The 26,419-nt window shown below is 46.2% G+C and carries 24 protein-coding genes and 1 riboswitch; of the genes, 14 read left to right on the forward strand and 10 right to left on the reverse strand.

Annotation, left to right across the window (positions count from 1 at the left end; all coding sequences use genetic code 11):
• Positions 1-3: 3 nt before the first annotated feature.
• On the reverse strand, positions 4-3,228 hold the full coding sequence (locus tag L865_RS23450) for an EAL domain-containing protein (RefSeq protein WP_051484529.1): 3,225 nt from the start codon (positions 3,226-3,228) through the stop codon (positions 4-6).
• A gap of 289 nt (positions 3,229-3,517) precedes the next feature.
• Entirely contained in the window at positions 3,518-4,171 is a 654-nt protein-coding gene (ribB, locus tag L865_RS0108690; RefSeq protein ID WP_028772869.1) for a 3,4-dihydroxy-2-butanone-4-phosphate synthase, read from the reverse strand.
• A gap of 142 nt (positions 4,172-4,313) precedes the next feature.
• Positions 4,314-4,497, reverse strand: a riboswitch (FMN riboswitch).
• A gap of 146 nt (positions 4,498-4,643) precedes the next feature.
• Between ribB and L865_RS0108695 the strand changes: the two genes are divergently transcribed.
• The 5 genes from L865_RS0108695 (at position 4,644) to L865_RS23460 (ending at position 9,280) form a co-directional block, all read left to right on the forward strand.
• Positions 4,644-6,752, forward strand: coding sequence for a S9 family peptidase (locus L865_RS0108695; protein WP_028772870.1), 2,109 nt, complete (start codon positions 4,644-4,646; stop codon positions 6,750-6,752).
• A 108-nt stretch (positions 6,753-6,860) separates the two neighbouring features.
• Entirely contained in the window at positions 6,861-7,370 is a 510-nt protein-coding gene (locus L865_RS0108700) for a phosphatase PAP2 family protein (RefSeq protein ID WP_028772871.1), read from the forward strand.
• 226 nt (positions 7,371-7,596) lie between these two features.
• Positions 7,597-7,980 carry a phosphatase PAP2 family protein gene (locus L865_RS0108705; protein WP_281171113.1) on the forward strand — a complete coding sequence of 128 codons (384 nt, stop codon included), beginning with the start codon at positions 7,597-7,599 and terminating at the stop codon, positions 7,978-7,980.
• Positions 7,973-8,266, forward strand: coding sequence for a GIY-YIG nuclease family protein (locus L865_RS23455; protein ID WP_037470843.1), 294 nt, complete (start codon positions 7,973-7,975; stop codon positions 8,264-8,266). Before L865_RS0108705 ends, L865_RS23455 begins: the two co-directional genes overlap by 8 nt.
• 210 nt (positions 8,267-8,476) lie before the next feature.
• Positions 8,477-9,280, forward strand: a complete 804-nt coding sequence (locus L865_RS23460) for a phosphatase PAP2 family protein (RefSeq protein ID WP_051484530.1) — start codon at positions 8,477-8,479, stop codon at positions 9,278-9,280.
• Positions 9,281-9,413: 133 nt separating this feature from the next.
• Here the strand turns inward: L865_RS23460 and L865_RS0108720 are convergent, their stop codons facing one another.
• Positions 9,414-10,166 carry a DUF4097 family beta strand repeat-containing protein gene (locus L865_RS0108720; RefSeq protein WP_037470845.1) on the reverse strand — a complete coding sequence of 251 codons (753 nt, stop codon included), beginning with the start codon at positions 10,164-10,166 and terminating at the stop codon, positions 9,414-9,416.
• A gap of 217 nt (positions 10,167-10,383) precedes the next feature.
• Between L865_RS0108720 and L865_RS0108725 the strand changes: the two genes are divergently transcribed.
• Positions 10,384-11,169, forward strand: coding sequence for a class I SAM-dependent methyltransferase (locus L865_RS0108725; RefSeq protein ID WP_028772874.1), 786 nt, complete (start codon positions 10,384-10,386; stop codon positions 11,167-11,169).
• Between the two features lie 45 nt (positions 11,170-11,214).
• Here the strand turns inward: L865_RS0108725 and L865_RS0108730 are convergent, their stop codons facing one another.
• The 7 genes from L865_RS0108730 to hslR form a co-directional block, all read right to left on the reverse strand.
• Positions 11,215-13,056 carry a M14 family metallopeptidase gene (locus L865_RS0108730; RefSeq protein ID WP_028772875.1) on the reverse strand — a complete coding sequence of 614 codons (1,842 nt, stop codon included), beginning with the start codon at positions 13,054-13,056 and terminating at the stop codon, positions 11,215-11,217.
• A 113-nt stretch (positions 13,057-13,169) separates the two neighbouring features.
• Complete coding sequence (locus L865_RS0108735; RefSeq protein ID WP_028772876.1) at positions 13,170-13,910, reverse strand: helix-turn-helix domain-containing protein; 741 nt, start codon at positions 13,908-13,910, stop codon at positions 13,170-13,172.
• A gap of 215 nt (positions 13,911-14,125) precedes the next feature.
• Positions 14,126-14,335, reverse strand: a complete 210-nt coding sequence (locus L865_RS0108740; RefSeq protein ID WP_028772877.1) for a helix-turn-helix transcriptional regulator — start codon at positions 14,333-14,335, stop codon at positions 14,126-14,128.
• Positions 14,332-14,757 carry a hypothetical protein gene (locus L865_RS0108745; RefSeq protein WP_028772878.1) on the reverse strand — a complete coding sequence of 142 codons (426 nt, stop codon included), beginning with the start codon at positions 14,755-14,757 and terminating at the stop codon, positions 14,332-14,334. The genes L865_RS0108740 and L865_RS0108745 overlap by 4 nt, the downstream gene beginning before the upstream one ends.
• A gap of 193 nt (positions 14,758-14,950) precedes the next feature.
• Complete coding sequence (locus L865_RS0108750) at positions 14,951-16,507, reverse strand: phosphoenolpyruvate carboxykinase (RefSeq protein ID WP_084632503.1); 1,557 nt, start codon at positions 16,505-16,507, stop codon at positions 14,951-14,953.
• A 208-nt stretch (positions 16,508-16,715) separates the two neighbouring features.
• The gene (gene hslO, locus L865_RS0108755; protein ID WP_028772880.1) at positions 16,716-17,579 is read right to left on the reverse strand and encodes an Hsp33 family molecular chaperone HslO; all 864 of its coding nucleotides are present in this window, start codon (positions 17,577-17,579) and stop codon (positions 16,716-16,718) included.
• A 12-nt stretch (positions 17,580-17,591) separates the two neighbouring features.
• Complete coding sequence (gene hslR / locus L865_RS0108760) at positions 17,592-17,990, reverse strand: ribosome-associated heat shock protein Hsp15 (RefSeq protein ID WP_028772881.1); 399 nt, start codon at positions 17,988-17,990, stop codon at positions 17,592-17,594.
• Between the two features lie 255 nt (positions 17,991-18,245).
• On the opposite strand from hslR, the gene gspC reads away from it, so the two are divergent.
• The 8 genes from gspC (at position 18,246) to gspJ (ending at position 26,419) form a co-directional block, all read left to right on the forward strand.
• On the forward strand, positions 18,246-19,163 hold the full coding sequence (gene gspC, locus L865_RS0108765) for a type II secretion system protein GspC (protein WP_028772882.1): 918 nt from the start codon (positions 18,246-18,248) through the stop codon (positions 19,161-19,163).
• 26 nt (positions 19,164-19,189) lie between these two features.
• Positions 19,190-21,358, forward strand: coding sequence for a type II secretion system secretin GspD (gene gspD / locus L865_RS0108770; RefSeq protein WP_028772883.1), 2,169 nt, complete (start codon positions 19,190-19,192; stop codon positions 21,356-21,358).
• Positions 21,351-22,922: a type II secretion system ATPase GspE gene (gspE, locus tag L865_RS0108775; protein ID WP_028772884.1), complete on the forward strand. Its 1,572-nt coding sequence runs from the start codon at positions 21,351-21,353 to the stop codon at positions 22,920-22,922. The genes gspD and gspE overlap by 8 nt, the downstream gene beginning before the upstream one ends.
• 2 nt (positions 22,923-22,924) lie before the next feature.
• Positions 22,925-24,145 carry a type II secretion system inner membrane protein GspF gene (gene gspF / locus L865_RS0108780; RefSeq protein ID WP_028772885.1) on the forward strand — a complete coding sequence of 407 codons (1,221 nt, stop codon included), beginning with the start codon at positions 22,925-22,927 and terminating at the stop codon, positions 24,143-24,145.
• 79 nt (positions 24,146-24,224) lie between these two features.
• Positions 24,225-24,659, forward strand: a complete 435-nt coding sequence (gene gspG, locus L865_RS0108785; protein WP_028772886.1) for a type II secretion system major pseudopilin GspG — start codon at positions 24,225-24,227, stop codon at positions 24,657-24,659.
• A gap of 14 nt (positions 24,660-24,673) precedes the next feature.
• The gene (gene gspH / locus L865_RS0108790) at positions 24,674-25,252 is read left to right on the forward strand and encodes a type II secretion system minor pseudopilin GspH (protein ID WP_028772887.1); all 579 of its coding nucleotides are present in this window, start codon (positions 24,674-24,676) and stop codon (positions 25,250-25,252) included.
• A gap of 53 nt (positions 25,253-25,305) precedes the next feature.
• On the forward strand, positions 25,306-25,683 hold the full coding sequence (gene gspI, locus L865_RS0108795) for a type II secretion system minor pseudopilin GspI (protein ID WP_028772888.1): 378 nt from the start codon (positions 25,306-25,308) through the stop codon (positions 25,681-25,683).
• Positions 25,673-26,419, forward strand: a complete 747-nt coding sequence (gspJ, locus tag L865_RS0108800; RefSeq protein ID WP_028772889.1) for a type II secretion system minor pseudopilin GspJ — start codon at positions 25,673-25,675, stop codon at positions 26,417-26,419. The genes gspI and gspJ overlap by 11 nt, the downstream gene beginning before the upstream one ends.

Here is a 26,419-nt window from a genome sequence, read left to right on the forward strand (position 1 = left end):
TGCCTAAATATTAAAAGATTGCCCTTCAAACCGATGTTTATCATCGGTTTTTGTTTTTAGTAAATTGAGTAACTGCACAGCAGGCAATGGCTTAGAAATATAGTAACCTTGGCCATAATCGCAGCCTAATTGTTGTAGATAGGCGTGCTGCTCTAACGTTTCAATCCCTTCCGCCACTAAGTTTAATTCTAAGCTTTTACCCATTTGGATTATGGCTTTAATCAGGTTTGCGTCTGAGTTTTTCTCAATCATATTGTCGATAAAGCTCTTATCGATTTTAATCACCGAAATAGGGAAGCGGGTTAAGTAGCTCAGCGAAGAGAAGCCGGTGCCAAAGTCATCAATATAGATATCGATTCCCAAAGCACGAATCGATGCCAGCGCTTGCAGGCTAAGCTCTTTGTCTGCCATCAACATTGATTCAGTGATTTCAACGTGGACATAGCTAGGCTCAATATCCAGTTTTTGTAGCCAACCTTGTAGTAGGCAATGAAACGATTTTTGTTGGGCGTTAATCAACTGGCGGCCAGAAACATTGATTGCCATGTTGATCATATGACCTTGGTCATGCCATTGACGCAAATCAGTTAGTGCTTGCTGGACCACCCATTCACCTATGGGTTCTATCAAGCCAGTCTCTTCAGCAATCGGGATAAACGCATCGGGTGAAATGAGTCCCTGTTTGGGATCGTTCCATCGGATCAGCGCCTCTACCGCCACGATATCACCGCTGTGCATATCGATAATCGGCTGATAATGCAGGCAGAAGTGATGATGAATCACCGCATGGCGCAAATGCTGTTCCAGCTCAATTCGCGCAATCATTTGCTGGTTCATTGTTGAAGAGAAATAACGGTAAGTGTTACGTCCTTCCCCTTTAGCTTGGTACATTGCGGTTTCTGCATTGCGGGTGAGGGTTTCAATATCGTCGCCATTATCAGGGAACTGACTGATGCCCACACTCGCTGAGATCATCACTTCATTATTCAGTACACCGAATGGTGAAGACAGGTGCTGCACAATTTGATCGGCCATACGCTGAATTGCTTGGGGGTTGGCAATTTTCTGCATGATGATGACAAATTCATCGCCGCTTAATCGAGCCAGAAAATCTTCTTTACCGAGTAAGGTTTCTAAGCGCGCGGCCACCAGTTTGAGTAACTCATTACCCGTGTTGTGGCCATAAATATCATTGGTGTATTTAAATCTATCAAGATCAATAAACAAAATGGCAATTGGTTGCCTGTCTTGAGTGGCCGCGTCCAGTGCTTCTTGAAAGCGGGTGTTATATAAGTGTCGATTAGGCAGATTGGTTAATGCGTCAAAATTGGTTTTGTACCAAATGTCGTGTTCATATTTCTTGCGTTTACTGATATCCAAAAACAGCCCGATGTGATGCACAATATTGCCATCGTCATCACGAACCACAGTGATTGCCAGATATTCCGGATAAATCTGTCCATCTTTGCGTCGATTCCAAATCTCACCTTCCCAACGATCTTTCTCTTGTAAGGATTGCCACATTGAATCATAAAAATGGCGTGGCTGTTGGTTAGAGTTAAGTATTGCTGGGCTGCGGCCTTTTACTTCATCTAGGCTATAGCCGGTTATTTGGGTAAAAGCGGGGTTGATCAGTTCAATCAAGTTATCTTTGTTGGTGACCACAATGCCTTCGGCGGAATACTCAAATACTGCCGCGGCGAGTTCCAGTTGTGAATGCGATTTTTTCCGTTCGTCCAGCATGGTATTGAGTGACTGCGATAGCTGCGCAATTTCATCATTGCCACGGACGGTAAAGCGATGTTCAAGCTGCGGATCTTTAGCCATCTTCCCCATGGCGTTAACAATTTGAGTGATACTACCCACTAGGCTTCTAATGAGGTTGCGGCCAAAAAACAGTAATAAAACCAAGTTCAGTATGGCAATGCTAAAACCAATAATCAGGTAGCTGACTGCCTGTTGTCTTTCAGTGGCGCTCAATGTCGCTAACTCTTGGGTAATCGATGTACTTAATTGGTAAAGCGCTTCAATACGATGACTTGCCGTATTCCACCATTGCACATTCGATACCAAAGGCTGCTGCGCTTGCAGCACTTCTAATGCTTTTAGCATAGGTTGATCATTAATTCGCACGTGTTTGTCTTGGGCACTAATGTCGCTGCCGGTCTGCTTTAACACGCTGAGCTCATCTAGATTGTGCTTGTACAAGCTGACTGTAGATTTGATTGCTGCCACGGCAGCCTGCTGCGCTTCGGTTAACCCGGGAGTATTGCTGAGCTGGTTGAGATATTGCTGCAAGGTTTCTAGGTGGGTATGAAACAGCTGATAGTAGTGGTCTTCACCGCGCAACAGGTAGTTTTTAAAGGCGTGGATCAGGCCGCCATAGCCCATTAATTTATTAATCTCATGGGCTTGGTCGACAATGCGCATTTGTACGGCAATATTGTCGCGCATGCTCAGCAGAGTGCTATTACTGTTGCTATTGAGTATTTGGTCTAGTACCTGTCGGTGTTGAGGCCGCATTGTCGATAACGCCTCTACAGTCTGTTCTTGTAGCTCGCTTTCAACGTGATTAATTGCCAGAAAAGTCTCTGACTCAAGTTGTTTTGATGACAGTAAACGATTAACCAGCCCGCGTTGCTTACCAGCGAGCTCTTGAATGTGCAGTACGTGCAACAGGTCGTTGTATGCTTGGCTTTGGGCAATACTATTGGATCTGATTTGTAACTGGTCGATAAAGCGCAGTAAGTTGAGGTTTAACTCTGAATAATAGTCAAAACTCTGATTGCCTTGCTTGCTATCAACTTGTTGTCGTACAGTTGTCAGTTGCTGCGTCAATAGCATGATGCGTTGAATTTTGACGGCTAAGCTCTTGTTGTGGTCAGCATTGTCGAACCACTGCAACAAACTGGTTAGGTTGGCGTTATCGAGTAACGCCGCAATGTGGCTGTCGGTCATTTCGCGCTGTGAAATCAACTTGCGTTGATATTGGTTGTCTTGACTGCTGAGATAGCCGGCCGATAAGCCGCGCTCTTTTTGCACTTCAAAAATTAACGACTCAATTTGCTGAGTGATAGTGATTGCGGTCGAATTGGTATGAGCAACATGGAAACGTTCAAACAAGGTTAACATGCGCAAAGTGCCAAAAATAAGCACTACCACAGTTGGAATGGCTGCAAACAGAATAAGCTTTTGTTTAAGGCTCATTCGATTCAACATTGACGCCATGGATCACTCCCTGTTGATAAATTGCGCCAGAGGTATCGCACCGCTGAAAAAGAAGAGTAGGATAATTATCATAGCCGTTATCCGATGTCATGGTTATTTCACCAAAGTCTAATCTAGGTCACGAAATTAGTGTCAGCAGGGTGAATCAGTAACGTATTGTAATAGTTTGCAACTTATTGCTGTTGTTGATTTTTAAGGCAGATACGGCTAGAAGTTAAGCCTTAATGGTTAAAAGGCTAAACAATAAACTAGATATAGTATTTATTGTTTAGCCGTAGTAGATAAACGCTTAGCTTGCTTGCGCTAAACTGGCTTTACGATAAGCGACAATATCTTCAATGCTTAATACCGGCATTGCGTGTTGCTTTGCAAACTCAATGATTTGCGGCAAGCGTGCCATCGTGCCATCTGGGTTGGTGACTTCACATAATACGCCCGCTGGCTTTAAACCTGCGAGTATCATTAAATCAATTGTGCCCTCAGTGTGGCCACGTCGAGTAAATACCCCACCGGGTTGGGCGCGCAAAGGGTAGACATGTCCTGGTCGTGCTAGATCGCTAGCGACGGCATTGTCGGCAATGGCGGTTTTGATGGTGGTGACTCTGTCTGCGGCACTGACGCCGGTGGTGACTCCCTCTTTGGCTTCAATACTCACTGTAAAGGCTGTGCCATATTGGCTCGAGTTGTCACTTACCATAGGTGGCAGTGCTAAATGCTGACATTGCTCATCAGTTAGACAAAGACAGACGATGCCGCTGCATTCGCGAATCAACATGGCCATTTGCGCATTAGTGAGATGCTCAGCTGAAAAAATTAGGTCGCCCTCATTTTCTCGATCTTCGTCATCAACAACAAGTACACCGTGTCCTTGTTTGAGGGCTTCTAGTGCAGTTTCAACACGTTCAATGGCATTGCCATAAGGGGCTAATAGTGACTGATTCATGGTTTATTCCTTAGTAATACTTAAACATGGGTTTAGCCAGAATCAGGGCATTGGAAAAGTCATCTAACGCTAGACAATAAGCCTAATTGCGATAGATGTATAAGCATAGGTCTGCTTACAGTGTGGACTGCATGCAGTTATCTTATATTCTCTTTCATCCGGACTTAGGACGCACCATGCGTTCATTACCGTCGGCTCTGGAGTTGCAGTTATGCGCACCAGATCTGCTGACCCTGTATTGAGTATGCTCAGTACAGGCGCTCGCGGGCTTAAGTGAAAACACTATCACCGCCGGTGGGGAGTCACACCCCGCCCTGAGAATGTATCTGCTAGTGATTTGCAGACGGGCGTATGTTGAACTGATTTAAGCCAAATAACAACCACGATTGATCACAAGTTGGCCATTAATTACTGTAGTGATTGGAGTCAATAAAGGCGTACACTAAGATGATTAACTCATAGATGCATCTAAGTGAGCTTAGGTGCTGGCGAGGATACGCTCACCGTGACCCAGTTTAATACTCAAATTTGCCCGCCCGTTGCGGAGAAAAGATTGCATGTCCACAAACAGCATGGCGTCAATCGTACCGATCATTATCACTGGCTTAGAGATGATCAACGCCAAGACCCGCAAGTGTTAGCCCACCTGCAGGCAGAAAAAGACTATTGTGATGCGGTCATGGCACCGATTGAGCCGTTAAAGCAGCAGTTGTTCACTGAATTGACCAGCCGATTAGATAAAGATGAGTCGAGTGTGCCTTATTATTGGCATCAGCACTGGTATCAGCAGCGATATTGCGCCGACAATGAATACCCATTGTTTGAGCGTAGCCGTCAATACCAAGGTGAGTATCAATTAATGCTCGACCTCAATGAGCGTGCCAAGGGGCATGAGTTTTATGATTTGGGTGGCCTCGCAGTAAGCCCCAATGAGCAGTTGCTTGCGTTTGCAGAAGATACTTTAAGTCGACGTATTTATCGGGTGTATATTAAAGATCTGCACAGTGGCGAACTATTCGAAGACCAGCTGGATGGCATTGATGGTCAAATAGTGTGGTCGCAAGATAACTATCACTTGTTCTATATTGCTAAAGATCCGCAAACCTTGTTGGGTAATAAAGTTTACTGCCATCGTTTAGGTACGCCGCAGTCTGCAGACAGGCTGGTTTACCAAGAACAAGACGACAGCTTTTACTTAAGTCTTGGCAAAACCTTAGATGAATCCTTAATTACGCTGTGTCACGAGAGTACCGTTACCTCTGAAGTGTCAGTGCTGGCTGCAGATGCACCAACGGCGGATTTCAAGCCACTAATACCTCGGCAAACCGGCGTGGAATATGCGCTCGCAAAGCACCACCAAAGCTACTTCATTTTAACTAACTGGCAGGCGAGCAACTTTCAATTGTTACGTGCTGATGCGGCCAATATTGCCGACCGTGCTGAGTGGCAGGTGTTAATACCCGGGCGAGACGATGTGCGTATTGAAGATGTGCTGGCGCTACAAAATCATTTGGTCGTGCAGACACGTGAGCAAGGTTTAACCCATATCTACGTCTATGACTTAGATATGAAACTGCTGTTTGAACTGCCTTTCAACGACAGTGCCTACGTTGCAGGTCTAGATGTTAACCCACGCCAAGACAGTGACAAATTACGAGTCTATTATTCCAGCCTGACTACGCCAGAGTCGGTGTATGAATACGATCTTAGCCATGGCGGCAAAGCCCGCTTGTTAAAACAGCAGCAGGTCGCGGGTGGGTTTAACCCTGATGATTATTGCAGTGAGCGACTATTTATCGATAGCCGTGATGCTTGCCAAATACCCGTGACACTCGTATATCGCCGTGATGCCTTTCAGGGTGATGGTAACAACTCACTCTATCAATATGGTTATGGTGCTTATGGCCATACCATAGAGCCTTGGTTTGATAGTGCGATATTGTCGCTACTTGATAGAGGCGTGGTCTACGCTATCGCTCATGTACGTGGCGGCGAGATGCTTGGGCGTCATTGGTATGATAGTGGCCGCATGTTCAATAAACAGAACAGCTTTAATGACTTTATCGATGTCAGTCGCGGGCTGATTAAGCTGGGCTATTGCCATCCGCAAAAATTGCTGGCCTCGGGTGGCAGTGCTGGTGGTTTATTGATGGGCAGTGTCATGAATCAAGCGCCTGATTTATATTGTGCTGTTGCCGCCCACGTGCCTTTTGTGGATGTGGTTTCAACGATGCTCGATGAAACGTTACCGCTGACAACCAATGAATATGATGAATGGGGCAACCCGAATGAGCGGGCAAGTTTTGATTATATGCTAAGTTATTCGCCCTACGATCAAGTGAGTGAACAGCCTTATCCACCAATATTGGTGACCAGTGGCCTCCATGATTCACAAGTACAGTATTTTGAACCCGCTAAGTGGGTAGCAAAATTGCGAGAATACAGCAGTGGTGATCAACCTGTGCTGTTTGATATTGACCTTAGTGCCGGACATGGGGGGAAAAGTGGTCGCTATAAACACTATGAAGATGTGGCGACCGAATACGCTTTTATGTTTACCGTTCTCAGGATAGCAGGCTAAGCGTCAGCAACCTATATCTACAGCGGGTGTGAAGTTTTTGTCAAAGACATTTCATCGACATGCACGACAGTAGTATCGCCATACTTTTAGCTAGATGGCGATACTTACATGGCAGTAACACAGCTTCAAACTGAAAATAGCAATGACACCCAACAAGCATTTCTAGTCGCCTTGGTAGGTTTGTTGTTTATACATATATTAATGCTCAACTCACAGGTCAATCAGAGCTTGTTTTACCTGCTCAATCAAAGCCACTTATGGATTCCAGAGGGTGTGATCGCCATGATCAATGACCTCGGCAATGGCATTACTATGGGGGCGGTTGCCCTGTGTTATTTGGTGCGATATCCACAGCGCACCGGCAAAGTGTTGCTGGCCGCCTTGCTGAGTTTGGTCATGGTACCTTTGCTGAAACACTATTTCGATGCGCCGCGTCCAGCAGCGATGCTGAGTGACCTACACATCATAGGGCAAGCCCACTACAGCAACAGTTTCCCTTCTGGGCATACTGCGACCATATTCTTGTTTGCTGGGCTGTATTATACCAATCAGTATAAGAATTTGATCTACTCAGCGCGCTTTTGGCAAACTAATTCAAGGCCGGCTCATTCAAAGTGAGTACTGAAACAATGGTTGCTCCCTTGTGAGGTTATTCAACGCAGAAGTAGGTAGCCAAAAACGCGCCAGAATGGCGAGTTTTAGCGATTCTGATGCTGTGTTAACGAGCTTAACCGTAGAATAACTATGCTCTTCACTCGTTGCCTTGCCTCAGAACCGCTAAACTCTCGCTGAGTGACTAAATGTTTATACTGATTGGTATTACTTACATAAGCCAAACACGGTACTGCGCGTCGCCGCATTGATGCTCGCTTTGGTTGTCGGTGGGTCACGGGTGGCAGCCGGTGCGCATTGGCCCCAAGATGTGGCGCTTGGGGCCATAGTTGGGCTGTTGTGTGCTTTTGTGGCCAGCCGCTGCTGCACTGACTGGCAACTTAATCGTAGCAGGCAGGCGTTATGCTATTTAGGGATTTTGTTGGTCTTGATTGTCGTCGACAGCCAAAGTGGAGATGGCTTTGCTAATTTCCCTCAAGTGCAATGGATGCGCCACGCCTTAATCGTATATAGTGGCCTGATGGTGTCTTACGCAATGTGGAATATGTTTGAATTAACGCCAAAGTTGGCGCATAAATTAGCTAAATTTAAGCCGCTAAGGTTGGGGAATGACTGAAGCTGCTGATACAGGTGTTGCTAAGCCAACGCAATGGTGGGTGTACATCATTCGCTGTGCAAAAGGTCAGCTTTATACCGGTATTACCACCGATGTGGCGCGGCGATTTGCTGAGCACAGTGACGGGGCCCCTAAAGGGGCTAAGTTTTTGCGAGGCAAGGGTCCATTAGTTTTGGTTTATCAAGAGCCGCAGGCAGACCGCTCCAGTGCCTCTAAACGCGAGGCGGCGATTAAAAAGCTGAATAAAACACAAAAGTTAGCTCTGATCGCATCACAGATAAAATGATGCTGTCATTGCTTGCATGCTCACATTATTGGTTAATATTTACTGCTAATAAACTATTTTTACTATTTATTGTTTAGTTAAATAGATGAATATATCCACACACGATTCTTTTTCTGCAGCTATTTTGCTGCAGATTGAGGTCGGCATTCACTAAAATTTCACAGTGCTGTGTTTAAGCTGGCAAGATAGACTTATTGCGAGGAACACCCTGTGACAGAGCAGGTCATCTACCCAAAAGCGATAGTATCGCCAAGCGTACTCACCGATGTGAGTTTTAAACTCTTAGTATTGTTCTTGTTTGCGCTGCATCTATTACTACTCAACGATGCGACTAATTTGGCGGTATTTAGCCAACTTAATCAATTTGGCCAGTTATTTCCGCCAGGCTTACTCGCCATGTTGACCGATATTGGTGACGGTGCAACACTTGGTTTTCTGGCACTTGCCTATTTAGTTTATCGCCCCGATATGGTGGCGAGAGTGGTTGTCGCCAGTATCATGTCTCTATTGTTGGTGCCTGCTTTGAAGGGCTATTACGATGCGCCTCGGCCTGCTGCAGTGTTGGATTTTCTACATATTATTGGTGAGACTCGTTTAAGTCATAGTTTTCCCTCTGGACATGCTGCGACTGCTTTCTTGTTAGCGGGTCTTATTGTGTTGGCAACGCGTCAACTCTCGGTGCAATTGACTGTTATTGGCGTCGCATTGATGGTCGCAATGTCACGTGTAATGGTGGGAGCGCATTGGCCTGTTGATGTGGTGATGGGCGCATTTGTGGGGCTATTTTGTGCTTTTGTGGCTTGTCGCTTCATCCCTTTGGTGACATTGAGCCAAACTCGAGTACTGCAAGTATTTAGTTTCCTGTATTTAGTGCTGGTGGTCTGTATTGGCGAAAAGCTGATTGATCAAGCTTTGCTGTGGCAGGTCGTTGGGTTGCGGGTCGGATTGATTGTGTTAACTGCAGCGCTATTAGTTTATCGCTGGCGATATCCCGCCAAGTTTTCTGTTACGTAAGTAAATACTAGCTTTGGGGGGGGATTTAACTAGGGTGGGCAGCGACATGTTCTAACTAGATTGATGTCGCTGCGCCGGGAAGATTGTGACTGCGCTTGTGTTTGGAACTGCGTATGGGACTGGGCGAGCCAGTTTACATCGCCATACTCCGTTCAACATTATCGACGGTAACATCACCAGAGCCAGCATCGATGATGTTCAAGGCTTGTGCATTGTTGATATCGATATCTCCTGAGCCGTCATCGATGGTGACTTTACCGGCGACATCTCTAACACTGAGATCGCCCGAACCGTCGTTAATCATTACATCACCGCCAATGTTTACTAGCTCCATAGAGCCTGAACCATCGTCAACCGACACTTCACCTTGAATATCGCGCACCGCAATAGAACCGGAACCATCATTGATGGTGAGGTTGTTACCATTGGTGACTGACAGGCTGCCTGAACCATCGCTGATGGCAATGTTGGCGTTGACGCCATCGATGTCAATGGAGCCTGAGCCATCTTCGATTTCCATGTTAAAGCGTGCCGGAACTCTGAGCGTTACGTCGATATAAGGTGAGCGCCCTGAGTATGATTGGTCGTTGAAATCGGCGACAACAATGGCCTGATTACCTTGGCGTTTTAAAGATAAATTTGGGCTGATGCCGTCGCGGGTGTAGATATCGGCTTCTAGTTTGACATGATTCAAACCAGCTACACCTTGAATATTGAGCGCTCCGGCACCAGTGGTCGCAATCAAGCCCTCTAGCTCAGTGGCATCGAGCTGCAAGGATTGGTGTTTATGTTCAAGCGGCGCCATGTTGGCTTTGCTGACATTGATGATGCAGCCAGATAAGCTGATAGCGCAAACAGTAGACAATAGTATCGAGCGTTTTAGCATGTGTATTCCCTTTTTAATCTATTTATTTCCTCATATGCTGTTTATAAAGCAGACTTTATGCCATATTTGTATCTTGCTGTATTTATTGGTTTTTAACTCCTGCCACTTGCGTGGGCGTCTGCTTAAATTGGCGTGATTTATCGAAAGGTGTTAGCTTTTACCGCAATTATTAGCACAATTGACCAAGTGCACAGAGATAGGAAGCCAATAGGTAGATATGGACTATTTAGCATTAAATAAAGCCGCGTGGGATGCGCGGACTAAAACTCATGTGGGCTCAAAATTTTATGATGTTGCGGGCTTTCTTGAAGGTAAAAGTTCGCTGAATGAAATTGAGCTCAGTGCCTTAGATGTTAAGGGCAAGTCCTTGTTGCATCTGCAATGTCATTTCGGCTTAGACACTTTATCGTGGGCAAGGGAAGGCGCCAAGGTCACAGGTGTTGATTTATCATCGGTGGCCATTGAACAGGCGCAGCAGTTAGCCACAAAAACCGATATTGACGCTGAGTTTGTATGTTGCGATCTCTATTCGGCAGCAGCGACGTTACAACGCCAGTTTGATGTAGTGTTTACCTCATACGGTGCCATCTGTTGGCTGCCCGACTTAGACAAATGGGCAGAGGTTATCGCCAGTAGTCTTAAAGCGGGTGGTCAGTTTTATATGGTGGAGTTTCACCCTGTTGAAGCGATGCTAGAGGGCTACAGTTATTTTGCTCAGGAGCAAGCTGATGTTGAGCAGGAGGGGACCTACACTGAGAACGCCAGCGATGAGAAGCACACCATGGTCACTTGGCCACATTCTTTGGCGGATGTGATTAGTGCATTGCTCAAGGCTGGGCTCTGTTTGCAACAATTTAGTGAGTTTGACTACTCACCCTACAATTGCTTTGCCGATATGATTGCCGGTGGCCAGCTGGGTGAAAGCGATGAGCGCTATTATATTTTGCATCAGCAACAGCGTATTCCATTATGCTTTTCCATTGCAGCGACCAAACCAGCTTAGTATTGGCACCAGCTATTCGTTAATGATTACTGGTGCCGCTGCTGGCTACTGTGCGCTTAATACCGGATAAACACGATATTGCTGATCATAGTAGGGGCTGCGCTCATAAAACCAACGTAGACGGGCCTTAGGGTTAGTGGCAAACATGGGGTCAAGCAGCGCAGTATCAAACTCTGCTTGTAAGGCTGGGTTGTCGGCCAGCATCTGCGCAGCTAATGGCTCCACAGCATATTCTTCAATATACTCAGTTCGGGTAAAGATGGGGTTGAAGAACCCCCACTGCAGGAAGGAATCTGGAGACTGAGGTTCGAGCAGCAATATTGCTAGATCACCCAGCGGTTGCTTGGTGTCTATTTTCACTGTACCTGGCATTAAGGTGGTGGTGATCTTAGCTTGGTCTGTCGTCACCTCAACGCGCTGGCGGCTTTCATAACTTGACTCAGAAAAGTCATAGTCAGTAAAAGTTGTTTGCTGCAATGCCAATGTGGTTGGTTGACTGAGCGTTGTCATACGTACGCCGTGGATCGCTAAACGTTCTATCACTTGTTGCCATTGCGGCGGAATATAATAGGCGCTAGGGCGTTTAATGCGAATATCAGCTTTAGTGGAACCAATCACAGGTAAGTTAGGGTATAACTTAGGTTGGCCATTCCAGCGCACGACATCCGCACCGCTAATCTCACTCTTTTCTACGCTATAGTCGATGCCTTTAAAATCCCAACCTTGTGCCTGTTGTTCTTGCTTCCAGGTGAGCGTTACCATTTGCGGGTAGCGGAAATTGTCTTGCTGAATTGCCGCTCGAAGCTTACTCTTTTGCTGGCTAACGACTTTAAGACTGGCTTCTAACATCACATAGGTGCCTAACACTCGTTGTTTAAACGGCTTGAGACTATGATTTTCAATGAGAATTGTTGGCAAATGTCTGGCATCACCGTAACCGTTTGAGTAACGTGGACTGGGGTTCCATAATGACAGGCCTTTACTCATATCGCGGTTATCCATCGCAAATACGAGTGGCCCTGGCACGTGACCTTGCGCGGTTAACGCTTGCTCTACGGCAGGGCGATATTGCTTTTCTAACCATTGGTAGCCGCTGGGGCTCATGCCTTGGGACAGGTTGTAGCCAAAAGTGACGTCATACTGATAATCAATGCCGTCAGTCACATGCACATCGATATATAGGTCAGGTTGCCAAAGGTTGATAGCGGCTAGCATGTGCTGCATTTCCAGCGCATCAGCTTTGGCGTAATCGCGATTGAGATTGAGATTGTTAGCAGTCGTTCGCCAGCCCATCTCTACCGGACCACGTTGATTGACGCGGTTTACATCGGTGCTACGCTCATGTCCATCAACACTGAAAATTGGTACAAATAATAAATTAGCATTGTCGAGCAATTCGGCTTTGTTGCCAAAAACCATATCGCGCAGCAACATCATACCGGCATCTTTACCGTCAATTTCACCCGAGTGAATACCGGCTTGCACGAGCAAAGTGGGTTTGCCAAGCTCTTGCAACTTTTGCGGATCATCGATGCCCTCTTTGGAGGCGACAATCATCCAGATGTCCCGGCCTTGAGGGCTTTTACCTAAACTGACTTTTTTGAACATGTCGGTCTGTTCAATAAGCTTATCCAGCCAGCTAAAGGTTTCGTCGTAACTCGGGCTGGTTTTTAGTCCGTGTTGTTCAAAAGGGGTTGCCCATTCATTATCGGCGGCGACAATAAGGGATTCGCTGTTACCTTGCCATTGCATAATGGGCGGTAAAATAGCATCGTTTACGTAGGTGTTGGCGCGTGTTGGCGTATGAGTGTGGTCAGCGGCGAGGGCACAAAAAGCAGTGCTACCGGCGAGTATGCTGACAAATGCGGTAAGTGATCGTAGGCGCATGATTGGTCATCCATCTTGATGCAGATTTAGTATTAAGACTCCGTTATATTTCATTAATTTGCTGACAAGTGCAACCACTGAGCAACCGCCACATTGCTCATGGTTACATTGGTTTAAAGTGATTGATTACAGGTGACGAGTTGATACAGCCGCCTTTCTAACCCAAAACCGACCACACCGCTAATAAACAGCATGACGCCAATAATTTGTAGCCATGCGTTAATGGGTTGCGGTACTTCCACCTGTTTATCTAAGGTGTAGAGTCTTTTTCCTTGTGGATCATCGGCGACGAATTGTTGGCTTTGGTTCACTGCTGTGAGTATAAAGTGGACGTCTCGGCGTTGTTCCATTTCTAGCCGCTTTTGACTGCGTAGTTGGCGGTCATTCTCAGTTGTCGTCGCCATTCGGTGTGACCAGGATGAGAAAATATCGAGTGGCTCTCCAGGTAACACAATCCCTAAGGATTGATACTGAAACTGCTGCTGAGGAAATAGCTGTTTACTGACACCGGTATAGAACACCGTGACTCCGGCAACGATTAATAGTGCACAGAGGTAAAGGACCCGACGCTGGTAAATGAATTGATTTACTTTGCGATGATTAATGACGGTTTCAATGTCTGAAATTTGCATCAGTTGCTGGCGATACTTTTGTGTATCAATAGATTCGATAAACTCTGAAGTTGTCATTGCCAATGCTGTTAATAGTTGGCGAAATACGTCGTTGGATGGCAGCGACTTATCATTTTCCAGTTTAGAGAGATAAGATTGTTCAATACCAGCGAGCTCAGCTAACTCAGGCTGACTGAGGTTACGCTCTGTTCTGCACTGTTTAAGTCGTTTTCCTAATGTCATGCTGCTGTCCTTGTTTAACTGTGAATTAAATTGAGTGATTAAACAGTGACTACTCTTGGTTATTCATCAATTAACATGAAGATGAATATTGCAGCATAACAAGGAATATTAACGAAATCAGCGCTAATCAAGTTGGCTTGAGTTTTCAGTTAACTCAAGCTTTGTTCTAGCAGACTAGGTATCGCTTGTACCGTGGAGTGCAAGCGATATTGATATTAACGGCTGGGTTCTAAAGTCTCTTCTTGAAAGATTGATTCTATTGGGCTGTCAAATAGCCGCGCCAGTTTAAATGCCAACGGCAAACTCGGGTCATACTTACCCTTTTCAATAGCGTTAACGGTCTGGCGTGATACTTCCAATTTGTCGGCTAAGTCAGCTTGAGTCCAGCGGCGCTGCGCCCGTAATTCTTTGAGGCGATTATTCATCGGTAAGCCAATCTTCCTTTAATGATGCCAACCATGTAGGTCACAGCGATAATGATAATGAGTAGCCACGGCTTAAGTTCAGGCACTAAGGCGGCATTTGCCAGTATTGAGCCGCTAGAGAATACGATAATAGCGACTCCCACCGCGATTGCTAGCGCATCTAACTGGACTTTTTTCTCTAGCTCATCAAGCTCAGTGATAAAGCGTTTAAAGGCCAACAACATCATAATACTGATGGTAATGTGTAGCAGCAACACTGCAGTAAAAACAACATCACGTAATGGAAACTCTAATCCAATAATCACGGTACCGAGTAACATGGTACTGGCCCATAACAAGGCCAACAGATTGACTCGATTTGCGTTGTGAATGTCGCGCTTGGGTAACCCCTTGGCGCAGATTGCTTCTATTGTGGCTCTCATAAGTCTCCTTACTCATTCGTGTATCAAATAGTCAAACTCAAATGTAAAGCTTGCTTGACTTTAATTTAGGCTGAGCTGAACAATAAGTCAAGCTTGCTTTACTTTTTGTGTTGCGAGCATAAAAAATCCCGGCGCAGCGAAGCTGAAACCGGGATGTTTATCGGCACTAAAGCCGTGCTTTAAGTGCTAGCGATCAGGCTTTTGGGCCAGCATCTTTAATCGAGTCAGGCACTTGGTACTTAGCAAAGTTATCGCTAAAGCTTTGGGCCAACTTTTGTGCATACTCGTTGTATAGCGCTTGGTCTTCCCATGTGTTGATAGGGTTAAGTAGTTGGCTATCAACGCCGCTTACCGCGGTAGGAACATGCAAGTTAAGCTTTTCAAGATGCTCAGTTGCAACCCCTTTGAGTTCACCGCTTACAATCGCGTCAACAATGGCTCGAGTTGTCGGGATATCAAAACGTTTACCTACGCCATAAGGACCACCTGTCCACCCGGTATTCACGAGATAGACTTGGCTGTCAAATGCTTCGATACGCTTCATCAATAGTTCAGCATAAACGCCAGCTGGACGCGGGAAGAATGGCGCACCAAAACAGGTTGAGAACGTAGACTGAATGGCCGAGGTTGATCCCATTTCAGTTGAGCCAACTTTAGCGGTATAGCCCGACAGGAAGTGATAGGCCGCTTGCTCTTTGGTTAATACTGAAACCGGTGGCAGTACCCCTGAAACATCGCAGGTCAAAAAGACCACTGCGTGGGGCTCATTGCCGCGGTTTTCCTCTTTACGCTGTGCAATATGCTCTAAAGGATAAGCCGCACGACTGTTTTCAGTTAGCGTTGAATTACTGTAGTCAGGGATGCGTTGCTCATCCATAGTGACATTTTCCAGTACTGTGCCAAAACGAATCGCATCCCAAATAACCGGTTCATTCTTTTGACTCAAATCGATGCACTTGGCGTAGCAGCCGCCTTCAATGTTAAATACGCCACCGGGAGCCCAACCGTGTTCATCATCACCAATCAAGAAGCGCTTAGGATCGGCTGACAAGGTGGTTTTCCCTGTGCCTGATAGGCCAAAGAATAGTGTGGTATCGCCATCGCTGCCCACGTTGGCAGAACAGTGCATAGGCAATACGCCTTTGGCTGGCAATAAGAAGTTCTGTACAGAGAACATCGACTTCTTCATTTCGCCAGCGTATTTCAAGCCTGCAAGCAGCACTTTACGATCGGCAAAATTGATAATCACAGTGGCATCAGAGTGGGTGCCGTCTCGCTCGGGCACACATTCAAAACCAGGTGCATTAACGATTTGCCATACAGGCTTGTCAGCTGGATTAAACTGCTCAGGAACGATAAATAAGTTGCGAGCAAACAGTTGATGCCAAGCGGTTTCGGTGGTGACTTGTATCGGTTGATAATGTGCAGGATCGGCGCCTACTTCTAAGTCAGATTGAAAGGTTTCTTTATCTGCTAAGTAGTCCTGAACGCGGTCCCATAGGGCGTTAAAAGCTGTCATTTCGAACGGCTTATTAACTGCGCCCCAATCAATATCATTTTCACTGCTAGGTTCTTTGACGATAAAGCGATCGTTAGGAGAGCGTCCGGTACGTTCGCCTGTTTTTGCGACAAGTGCACCATTGGCAGTCAATTGACCTTCTTGGCGTGCAAGGGCAAATTCGACAAGCTGTGCTGTTGAGGGATTTCTGTGAGTTTGGTTAGATCCATCCGCCATTTGTAAGGTCTCCATTTTGAGGTCGGGATGATTATGTTTCTGGTCTTACGCCAGTTATTTTTTGCTACTTTATAATTATTTTTAGGCTGATCACTCTTTGGTAATTTAGCCTTTGGCGTGATTGTAACTTATGCGTTGCGCAATGTGTGAGGAAGATCGCTAAATTGACCAAAAAAAAGAGGTAGCACACGGCTACCTCTTATTTTGGCAATCTTGCGGATAATTATTGTTTAGCCGCTGGCGCTTCCGTATTAGCAAAAATGGCTTCAATATCGATAGAGTCGAAGCTGTAGTTGCTATTGCAATACTCACAACCCATATCCACTTTACCCATTTCAGCGATGATGCTGTCAATTTCCGCCTTTGCTACTGTCTTTATCGCTTGAGCGCTGCGCTCACGTGAACAGGTACAGCTAAAGCTCACTGTGATCGGGTCAAACAAGCGCACTTGTTCTTGATGATAAAGTCGATGCAATACATCGGTAGCTGGCAGTTCGAACAACTCTTCGGCTTTAATTGTCGCCGTTAGCTGTTCTAAGTGCTCAAATTCAGCATTGTGGTCATTGTCGGTCGGCAGAACCTGAAGCAACATGCCCGCTGCCTGTTGGCCATTGGCAAACAGGTGGATACTGGTAGGCAACTGCTCTGATTGAGCAAAATACTGCTCTAAGCACTGGGCTAGCGTCTCTTTATCTAAGGCGACAACACCTTGGTAGCGTTCTCCTTTAGTTGGTGTTAAGGTGATTACCATATGAGCTTGAGTGCCCATCAGTTCGGTTAGGCTTGCATCATCAGCCACCTCACCTTGCCAACGTGAGACGCCACGCAGTTGTTGTAGGTTATTGCCATTAATAACCGCAAGAGAAACGGGTCCATTACCTTGAACTTGGACGCTGATATCACCTGAGAACTTCAGTGTGGCGGTCAGCAGCGAGGTTGCGGCCATTAGCTGACCAAGCAGTATTTGAATCGCTACTGGGTATTGGTGGGCAGCCAAGATCTCTTGGTAGCTGCTTTCCAGCTGCACGATTTCACCGCGCACATCGGCGTTGTCGAACAGGTAACGGTGTAATGTATCTTTACTCATTTCAATCTCACGTTAGCTTTCTTTAAAGCGTATTAATTGACGACGTTGTTTCTTGTCGGGCTTAGTATCCGGCGCAGGATTATTAAGCGCGTTTAAACGTCTAGCTTCGGCATAGGTTTCTCTTTTCGCTATGCTTTGAGGCGTTTCTTCGTATAAGGTTTGCGCGATCTGCGCTTTTTGACGCTGATCGGACAGTTTTTTTATGACAATCTCTTTTTCGTCATATCCCTGTCTTAATTTTATTACAGCATCTAGCTCTGCTAGTTTACTGGATTTGGTTCGCTGACCATTGTAGTGAACCTTACCGCCATTTATCATCTCTTTGGCTATGGCACGCGTTTTATAAAATCGTGCAGCCCATAGCCATTTATCGAGACGGACGGTGTGCTGTGGTTCATGGGAATGACTCATGACGTCTCCATTTACACTGTAGCGTGGGCAAGCTCACAAGCTGAGGAAGAAGTCGGTATTTTTAGTGGGATTTCACCTATTATAGCGACTGACTTCACACCCTTTTTAGGCGCGTAAAGTTAGCATATTTACTAGGCGTGCGCCAATTTAGCTACTGTTATGGGCTTGTTGCTATTAGCTGTGTAGGTTAGCATGAGTCAGAGATTCCTAAATTATCTTAATCAGAACAGAGGCCTGTGTAGAGGGTCCGCATATATGGATTTATTAGATAAAGTATTAAACAAGGCGGCAGGGATACCACATAAGCCTTTGAGTATAGCCACATTTTGGCTTGGTTTGGTCATTGCTCTTTACCTGTTAGCGCAAATCACATGGAAGCTCATTCCAGGCGCTGATTCGCCTCAAAATTGGCGTCCAACTCCGGTTTCATCTTCGGGTTCTGGACCTGCCAATATTGCTGGACTGCAAAAATTGGGCTTGTTTGGTCAACATGATGAAGATTCAAGTAACGCCAAAGTTGAGCATGTTGTCGAAATGATAACCGATGCACCCAAAACTTCACTGTCGATTCAATTGACCGGAGTGGTTGCGTCCACGTCTGAGCAAAAAGGCTTAGCGGTTATAGCCTCAAGCGGCAGTCAAAACACCTATGGCTTAGGTGACAAAATTAAAGGCACATCAGCGTCACTGAAAGAGGTGTACGCTGATCGCATCATTATTACCAACAGCGGTCGCTATGAGACGTTAATGCTTGATGGCTTAGAGTATGAAACACAAAGTCAAGCCAATCAGCAGCTTCAGCAAGCTAAAGTCGACCGTAAAGTGACCCAAGTTGACCAACGTACCAACCGCAAAGTGGCGGCTGAGTTGCAACAGTCACGGGATGAGTTATTGGCTGATCCCAGCAAAATTACCGATTATTTAGCCATTTCACCCGTGCGCAGTGGTGGTGAGCTTAGCGGGTATCGATTAAACCCGGGTAAAGATAGAGACTTATTTAAACAAGCTGGCTTTAAAGCCAACGATTTAGCAAAATCAATGAACGGCTATGATCTCACCGATATGAGCCAAGCATTAGAAGTCATGGCACAGCTGCCCGAATTGACGGAAATCTCACTTATGGTCGAGCGAGATAATCAGTTGGTTGAGATCATGTTTAGTTTGCCGCAATAAAGAAGGGTTTAGGGGACGTAACGACAATGAATAATAACAAGATTCGCCGTAAGCTAATTGCTGGCGTGATAGCGGGTGCTTCGCTGTTTGCGCCCACACTCGCTTGGTCAGAGCAATACGCGGCCAATTTTAAAGGCACCGATATTCAAGAGTTTATCAACATTGTTGGTAAAAACTTAAATCGTACTATCATCGTTGACCCGACGGTGCGCGGTAAGATTAATGTTCGTAGCTATGATCTGCTTAATGACGAACAATATTACCAATTCTTCCTCAATGTATTGCAAGTCTACGGCTATGCGGTTGTCGAAATGGACAACAACATCATTAAAGTCATTAAAGACAAAGACGCGAAAACATCTGCTATTCGTGTTGCAGATGATGATGCACCCGGTCTAGGTGATGAGATGGTGACACGTATCGTGGCACTTTATAACACCGAAGCTAAACAGCTGGCGCCATTGCTTAGGCAGCTTAATGACAACGCCGGTGGCGGTAACGTTGTTAACTATGACCCTTCCAATGTATTAATGATTTCTGGCCGAGCAGCGGTAGTGAACAAGCTCGTTGAGATTGTTCGTCGCGTTGATAAGCAAGGTGATACAGAGGTTCAAGTTGTCCCGCTTGAACATGCCTCTGCCGGTGAAATAGTGCGTATTGTCGATACCCTATACCGTTCTACTGCTAACCAATCTCAGCTACCTGGGCAAGCACCTAAAGTCGTTGCCGATGAACGCACCAACGCGGTGATTGTTAGTGGTGATGAAAAAAGCCGTCAGCGTGTTGTTAGCCTAATTCGTAAATTAGATGCAGAGCAAGCCAATACGGGCAATACTAAAGTTCGTTACCTGCGTTATGCCAAAGCGGAAGATCTGGTTGAAGTGTTAACCGGTTTTGCAGAAAAACTGGTCAATGATCAAGATGGCGGTCAACCACAAGCGGGTCGTAGCAAGCGCCGCAACGAAATTAACATTATGGCCCACGCAGATACCAATGCCTTGGTGATCAGTGCTGAGCCTGATCAGATGCGTACCATCGAGAGCGTGGTCAATCAACTGGATATTCGCCGTGCGCAAGTATTGGTTGAAGCCATTATCGTAGAAGTTGCCGAAGGTGATGACGTTGGTTTTGGTGTGCAATGGGCCAGTGCCGCAGGCGGTGGAACACAGTTTAACAACTTAGGTCCAACCATTGGTGAAATTGGTGCGGGTGTTTGGCAAGCGCAGCCACAAGAAGCCTCGCAAACCTGTACCGGTTCAGGTGATAACAAGACTTGTACCGACAACCCAGAAGTACAAGGTGACATTACTTTACTAGCGCAAGCGCTGGGCAAGGTAAACGGTATGGCTTGGGGCGTAGCCATGGGCGACTTTGGTGCCTTGATTCAAGCGGTGTCGAGCGATACTAAGTCTAACGTATTAGCAACACCATCAATTACCACTCTTGATAACCAAGAAGCCTCGTTCATTGTGGGTGATGAAGTACCGATTCTAACTGGTTCAACATCGAGCTCGAACAATAACAACCCATTCCAAACGGTTGAGCGCAAGGAAGTTGGGGTTAAATTAAAAGTTGTGCCACAGATTAACGAAGGTACTTCGGTTAAGCTAACCATTGAGCAAGAAGTATCAGGCATTAACGGTAAAACCGGGGTCGATGTGACCTTTGCGACGCGCCGACTCACTACCACGGTCATGGCTGACTCGGGTCAAATTGTTGTATTAGGCGGTTTGATTAATGAAGAAACTCAAGAAAGCGTGCAGAAAGTGCCATTCTTAGGCGATATTCCTATTATCGGTCACCTATTTAAGTCTTCTTCTAGCGGTAAGAAGAAAAAGAACCTAATGGTGTTTATTAAGCCAACGATTATTCGTGACGGTATCACTATGGAAGGCATTGCCGGCCGTAAGTACAACTATTTCCGCGCATTGCAGCTTGAGCAGCAAGAACGTGGTGTGAACTTAATGCCTAATGCTGACGTACCGATTTTAGAAGAATGGGATCAAGAAGCGTATCTGCCTCCAGAGGTTAATGAAGTCCTGCAGCGTTATAAAGACGGTAAAGACTTAGAAACCAAGATGCGTGAAACAGACCCAGCATTGCGACATATTAGCGAGTCAAAAGCGGCCGATTCAGCCGCTAAAGAGCAAGCTGAAACAGAAGCAAAAGCGGCAGAAAAGTCTGAAGATGAGTGATAATCAAGCGACTCCGAATGAAGAGTTAACCCAAGTTTCCTCGGAGCTTGGGTTGGCCAGTGAAACCGAGTCGGATGAGGTGTTTCACTCTAGTAGCCGCGAGCGTTTACCGTTCGCGTTTGCCCATCGCTACTCGTTAGTGTTAGATAAAGATGAGCAGGATGCGCTAACCTTGTATCACACCCTCACGACACCTTTGGCAGCAATGCTTGAGGTGCGTCGCTATACTGGGCAAGAGCTCAATATTGCCCAGTTAGATCCCATTATCTTCGAAGCTAAACTGACGCAAGTCTATCAAGCCAACTCTTCAGAAGCGCAGCAGCTGATGGAAGATATTGGCAATGAAATGGATTTGTTCACCCTAGCCGAAGAGTTGCCACAGACTGAAGATCTGCTTGAAGGCGATGATAATGCACCGATCATCAAGCTGATTAACGCATTATTGTCTGAAGCAATTAAAGAAGAAGCCTCAGATATCCATATTGAAACCTACGAGAAACAGCTCGTCGTGCGTTTCCGGGTTGATGGTGTGCTTAAAGAAGTGCTTAAGCCAAACCGCAAGCTTTCATCGTTATTAGTTTCACGTATCAAGGTCATGGCTCGCTTAGATATCGCGGAGAAGCGCGTACCACAAGATGGTCGTATCTCTTTGCGTATTGCGGGACGTGCAGTTGATGTGCGTGTATCAACCATGCCATCAAGCCATGGTGAGCGGGTAGTATTACGTTTGTTGGATAAAAATGCCGGTAACTTAGATTTACTGCAGCTGGGCATGACCGAAAATATTCGGGTGCAATTTGATGACTTAATCCGCAAGCCCCACGGTATTATTTTGGTGACCGGTCCTACTGGTTCAGGTAAAAGTACCACCTTGTACGCTGGTTTGACCGAGATTAACTCGAAAGATACCAATATTCTCACGGTTGAAGATCCTATTGAGTACGAACTTGAAGGTATTGGCCAAACGCAAGTTAATACTAAGGTTGATATGACCTTTGCGCGGGGCTTACGCGCTATTTTGCGTCAAGATCCCGATGTGGTGATGATTGGTGAGATTCGTGATTTAGAAACCGCGCAAATTGCGGTACAAGCCTCGTTAACCGGTCACTTGGTGATTTCAACTTTGCACACCAATACCGCTTCTGGTGCGATAACCCGTCTACAAGATATGGGCGTAGAGCCCTTCTTGGTATCGTCGAGTTTGCTGGGCGTACTAGCACAGCGTCTTATTCGGACGCTGTGTAAGGAGTGTAAGTCTGAGCATCAGCCAGATGAGCGTGAGCGTGAATTACTAGGCATCGACGCCAGTGATACTCGCACCATCTATCGTGCGGTGGGTTGTAAGTCATGTGGTTTCAATGGCTACCGTGGCCGAACCGGTATTCATGAGTTATTGCTGGTTGATGACCATGTCCGTGAGCTTATTCACACTGGCCGTGGTGAGTTGGCCATTGAAAAGTATATTCGCACAGAAGTGCCCAGTATTCGTCATGATGGTATGAGTAAAGTGCTAGCCGGTGTGACCACGCTTGAAGAAGTACTGCGCGTCACCCGCGAGGAATAATCATGCCAGCATTTGAGTATAAAGCGTTAGATACGGCGGGTAAGCAGCAAAAGGGAGTGGTTGAAGCTGATACGGCTCGCCATGCCCGTAGTCAGCTACGTGAACAACGCCTTATGCCGCTGGATATCACCCCAGTTGTCGAAAAAGAGCGTAAGGCTAAATCTGGCGGCTTCAATTTTAAGCGCGGCATCTCAGTGGCCGAGTTGGCCCTTATTACTCGCCAAATCGCGACTTTGGTAGCAGCGGGTCTACCCGTTGAAGAAGCGTTAAAGGCCGTTGGTCAACAATGTGAGAAAGACCGCCTAGCCAGTATGGTGATGGCAGTACGCTCACGGGTTGTTGAAGGTTACAGCTTGGCCGATTCTATGGCTGAGTTTCCGCATATCTTTGATGATCTCTATCGCGCCATGGTGGCATCTGGCGAGAAATCAGGCCACTTAGAAGTCGTCCTAAATCGTTTGGCTGATTACACCGAACGCCGTCAACAGCTCAAAAGCAAGATGACCCAAGCCATGATATACCCAGTGGTACTCACTGTGGTCGCCATTACGGTTATTGCTATTTTGCTCGCCGCGGTTGTACCGCAGGTTGTGGGTCAGTTTGAACACATGGGCCAAGAGTTACCGTGGACAACCCAGTTGCTGATTGTGTCGTCTGATTTCATCCGCGATTATGGTTTAGTTATTCTTGGTGTGTTGGTGGCGATATTTTTTGTCATCAAGCAGCTATTGCGTAAGAGTGAATATCGAATGAAGTTCGATACGTTACTGCTGCACTTGCCGGTGATTGGTCGTGTCAGTAAAGGCTTGAACACCGCTCGGTTTGCTCGCACCTTGAGTATCTTGACTGCTAGTTCTGTGCCGCTGCTTGATGCCATGCGCATTGCAAGCGAAGTATTGATGAACGTTAAAGTACGCGCCGCCGTTGAAGAAGCGACTGCGCGTGTTCGTGAAGGTACCAGTTTGGGCGCGGCCTTAGGTAACACGAAACTTTTCCCGCCTATGATGCTCTATATGATCACATCGGGTGAGAAAAGTGGCCAGCTAGAACATATGTTAGAGCGCGCTGCCGACAACCAAGATCGTGAGTTTGAGTCAAATGTTAACATCGCCTTGGGTGTGTTTGAGCCGTTACTGGTTGTCAGTATGGCTGCCGTGGTGCTGTTTATTGTATTGGCTATTTTGCAGCCGATATTAGAGCTTAACAACATGATCAGTGGTTAAGCAGATATTAATTTCATTTCCTTTAGCTAAATAACGAATAGTGGCAGCTGAAGGGCAATACCGTCAGAGGAAGTAATCAATGCAAATGAGCAAAAAACATCGAGGTTTTACCTTGCTAGAAGTCATGGTTGTAATCGTGATTCTTGGTATTTTGGCCTCTATGGTCGTCCCCAATCTAATGGGTAACAAAGACAAAGCTGATCAGCAAAAAGCGGTTTCAGATATTGTGGCATTAGAAAATGCATTGGATATGTATAAGCTCGATAACAGCGTATACCCAACAACCGAACAAGGCTTAGAAGCACTTGTTCAAAAACCTACGCTTTCTCCAGAGCCACGTAACTATCGTGAAGGCGGCTACATTAGACGTTTGCCGCAAGATCCATGGGGCAATGAGTATTTACTACTGAGCCCAGGTGAAAATGGCACTTTAGACATTTTTAGTGCTGGGGCAGATCGTCAACCAGGTACCGAAGATGATATCGGTAACTGGGACCTACAAAACTTCCAGTAATCGAAAACTACATCATGCGCGCATCACACCAACGTGGCTTTACCTTACTGGAGGTAATGTTAGTGGCTTTATTGATGGGGCTTGCAGCAGCGGCTGTGACCCTATCAATTAGTGGTGCAGATCGTCAGCAAGAGCTTAATCGGATCGCCAATCAGTTTATGGCCACCACAGAGATGGTGTTGGATGAAACGGTATTAAGTGGCCACTTTCTTGGCATTGTTGTTGACGATAATCGCTATGAGTATGTGTTTTATGATGATGGTCAATGGAAGCCGCTGCAAGCCGATCGCATGTTAACCGCCAGAGAGATGGAATATGGCGTGACGTTAAGCTTGATACTTGAAGGTTTACCGCTGACTCAGGAAGACGAAGAAGATGAGTCTTGGTTCGATGAACCTTTGATTGAAAAGTCAGAAGATGACAAGAAGAAGTTTCCAGAACCGCAAATCATGCTGTTTCCGAGCGGTGAAATGAGTAGCTTTGAGCTGAGTTTTTTGGCTGAAAATGAACTCGGTGAAGAGATTGAAGCTTTGGTTGTTGGTGATGCATTGGGTCGGATGACTCTGGGGAGAGACGATGGTTTTGACGATTAGTCAATGCCATAGGGCCCGATGTAACATCACCGCATTAATGGTGGGGTCTACTCATGCGCGCTAGCCAGCAGGGGATGACGTTGCTAGAAGTGATTGTCGCGCTAGCGGTATTTTCTATCGCCGCGGTATCAATCACAAAAAGCTTGGGTGACCAAATGGCCAATATGCCTATTTTGGAGCAGCGCACTCTAGCTCAGTGGGTGGCTGGCAACGAAATGGTTGAAGCGCGCTTGGAAAGCAAGTTTCCCGAGTTGGGCAAGAAAGAGGGCTCAACAGAGTTGGCTGATCAAGAGTGGTTTTGGCGTAAAGAAGTGATTAAAACCACCGATGATAATTTTCGGATGATCCGTATCAATGTTAGTGACGATTCACGCTACGACCGAATTGTTGCGCAAGTGAGCAGCTATGTGCTGAACCCCGATGCCAAATAGACGTGGTGGTTTTACCTTACTTGAGATGTTAGTGGCAATCGCGATTTTTGCCATGATTGGTCTAGCTGCAAATTCGGTGCTGCAAACGGTAATGAAAAATGATGAAGCCACCAAAGATTTTGCCGTGCGCCTAAAAGCGATGCAACAAGGGTTTGGGGCGCTGCAGCGCGACTTAGGGCAAATGGTCGCTCGCACACCGCGTTTACTCGAAGGTGGTCGCGGTACCACGGTATTTCAAACCGGCTCAGATATGTTTGATTCAGAATCTGAATCGTTAGTGTTTTTTAGAATTGGCTGGTTAAACCCTGAAGGGATCTTACCCCGCGGCAGTCTGCAATCGGTGGCCTATGTCGTGGTTGAAGGTAATTTAGAGCGTTGGCACTTTCCTTACCCAGAACCCGAGTTTGGTGCCGAGCCAATTAAAACTGTGGTGATCGAAAATGTGGTCTCAGTGGAATACTCTTTCTTTATGGAAGATAAGTGGGAGCGAAAAGTTGACGCGACCAAGCTGCCCAAAGCGATTGCCATGGAAATTGAAGTCGAAGGTTTAGGTCTTATTCAGCGTAAGTTCTTATTGCCAGCGGGTACATCACAGAGCAGTGGTGATGACAATGGCGGCAATAATAACGGTGGCAATAATAATGGCAGCAATGATAACGAAAGCGACGACACTGAAAATGGCGGCAACAATAACGGTGGCAACAATAATACCGGTAACAATAGGCAAGGTAATTAG

The sequence above is a fragment of the Shewanella waksmanii ATCC BAA-643 genome (genome assembly GCF_000518805.1).
Classification (GTDB): Bacteria; Pseudomonadota; Gammaproteobacteria; order Enterobacterales; family Shewanellaceae; genus Shewanella; species Shewanella waksmanii.

Bases quoted from the DNA above. Each gene is read 5' to 3' on its own strand.
- L865_RS0108745 (WP_028772878.1), bottom strand. From the start codon at position 14,757: ATGAGAGCCACAATAGAAGCAATCTGCGCCAAGGGGTTACCCAAGCGC.
- L865_RS0108750 (WP_084632503.1), bottom strand. From the start codon at position 16,507: ATGGAGACCTTACAAATGGCGGATGGATCTAACCAAACTCACAGAAAT.
- gspG (WP_028772886.1), top strand. From the start codon at position 24,225: ATGCAAATGAGCAAAAAACATCGAGGTTTTACCTTGCTAGAAGTCATG.
- ribB (WP_028772869.1), bottom strand. From the start codon at position 4,171: ATGAATCAGTCACTATTAGCCCCTTATGGCAATGCCATTGAACGTGTT.
- L865_RS0108725 (WP_028772874.1), top strand. From the start codon at position 10,384: ATGGACTATTTAGCATTAAATAAAGCCGCGTGGGATGCGCGGACTAAA.
- L865_RS0108740 (WP_028772877.1), bottom strand. From the start codon at position 14,335: ATGAATAATCGCCTCAAAGAATTACGGGCGCAGCGCCGCTGGACTCAA.
- L865_RS23450 (WP_051484529.1), bottom strand. From the start codon at position 3,228: ATGGCGTCAATGTTGAATCGAATGAGCCTTAAACAAAAGCTTATTCTG.
- hslO (WP_028772880.1), bottom strand. From the start codon at position 17,579: ATGAGTAAAGATACATTACACCGTTACCTGTTCGACAACGCCGATGTG.
- gspF (WP_028772885.1), top strand. From the start codon at position 22,925: ATGCCAGCATTTGAGTATAAAGCGTTAGATACGGCGGGTAAGCAGCAA.
- gspE (WP_028772884.1), top strand. From the start codon at position 21,351: ATGAGTGATAATCAAGCGACTCCGAATGAAGAGTTAACCCAAGTTTCC.
- gspI (WP_028772888.1), top strand. From the start codon at position 25,306: ATGCGCGCTAGCCAGCAGGGGATGACGTTGCTAGAAGTGATTGTCGCG.
- gspC (WP_028772882.1), top strand. From the start codon at position 18,246: ATGGATTTATTAGATAAAGTATTAAACAAGGCGGCAGGGATACCACAT.
- L865_RS0108720 (WP_037470845.1), bottom strand. From the start codon at position 10,166: ATGCTAAAACGCTCGATACTATTGTCTACTGTTTGCGCTATCAGCTTA.
- gspD (WP_028772883.1), top strand. From the start codon at position 19,190: ATGAATAATAACAAGATTCGCCGTAAGCTAATTGCTGGCGTGATAGCG.
- gspH (WP_028772887.1), top strand. From the start codon at position 24,674: ATGCGCGCATCACACCAACGTGGCTTTACCTTACTGGAGGTAATGTTA.
- L865_RS23455 (WP_037470843.1), top strand. From the start codon at position 7,973: ATGACTGAAGCTGCTGATACAGGTGTTGCTAAGCCAACGCAATGGTGG.
- L865_RS0108700 (WP_028772871.1), top strand. From the start codon at position 6,861: ATGGCAGTAACACAGCTTCAAACTGAAAATAGCAATGACACCCAACAA.
- hslR (WP_028772881.1), bottom strand. From the start codon at position 17,990: ATGAGTCATTCCCATGAACCACAGCACACCGTCCGTCTCGATAAATGG.
- L865_RS0108735 (WP_028772876.1), bottom strand. From the start codon at position 13,910: ATGACATTAGGAAAACGACTTAAACAGTGCAGAACAGAGCGTAACCTC.
- L865_RS0108730 (WP_028772875.1), bottom strand. From the start codon at position 13,056: ATGCGCCTACGATCACTTACCGCATTTGTCAGCATACTCGCCGGTAGC.
- gspJ (WP_028772889.1), top strand. From the start codon at position 25,673: ATGCCAAATAGACGTGGTGGTTTTACCTTACTTGAGATGTTAGTGGCA.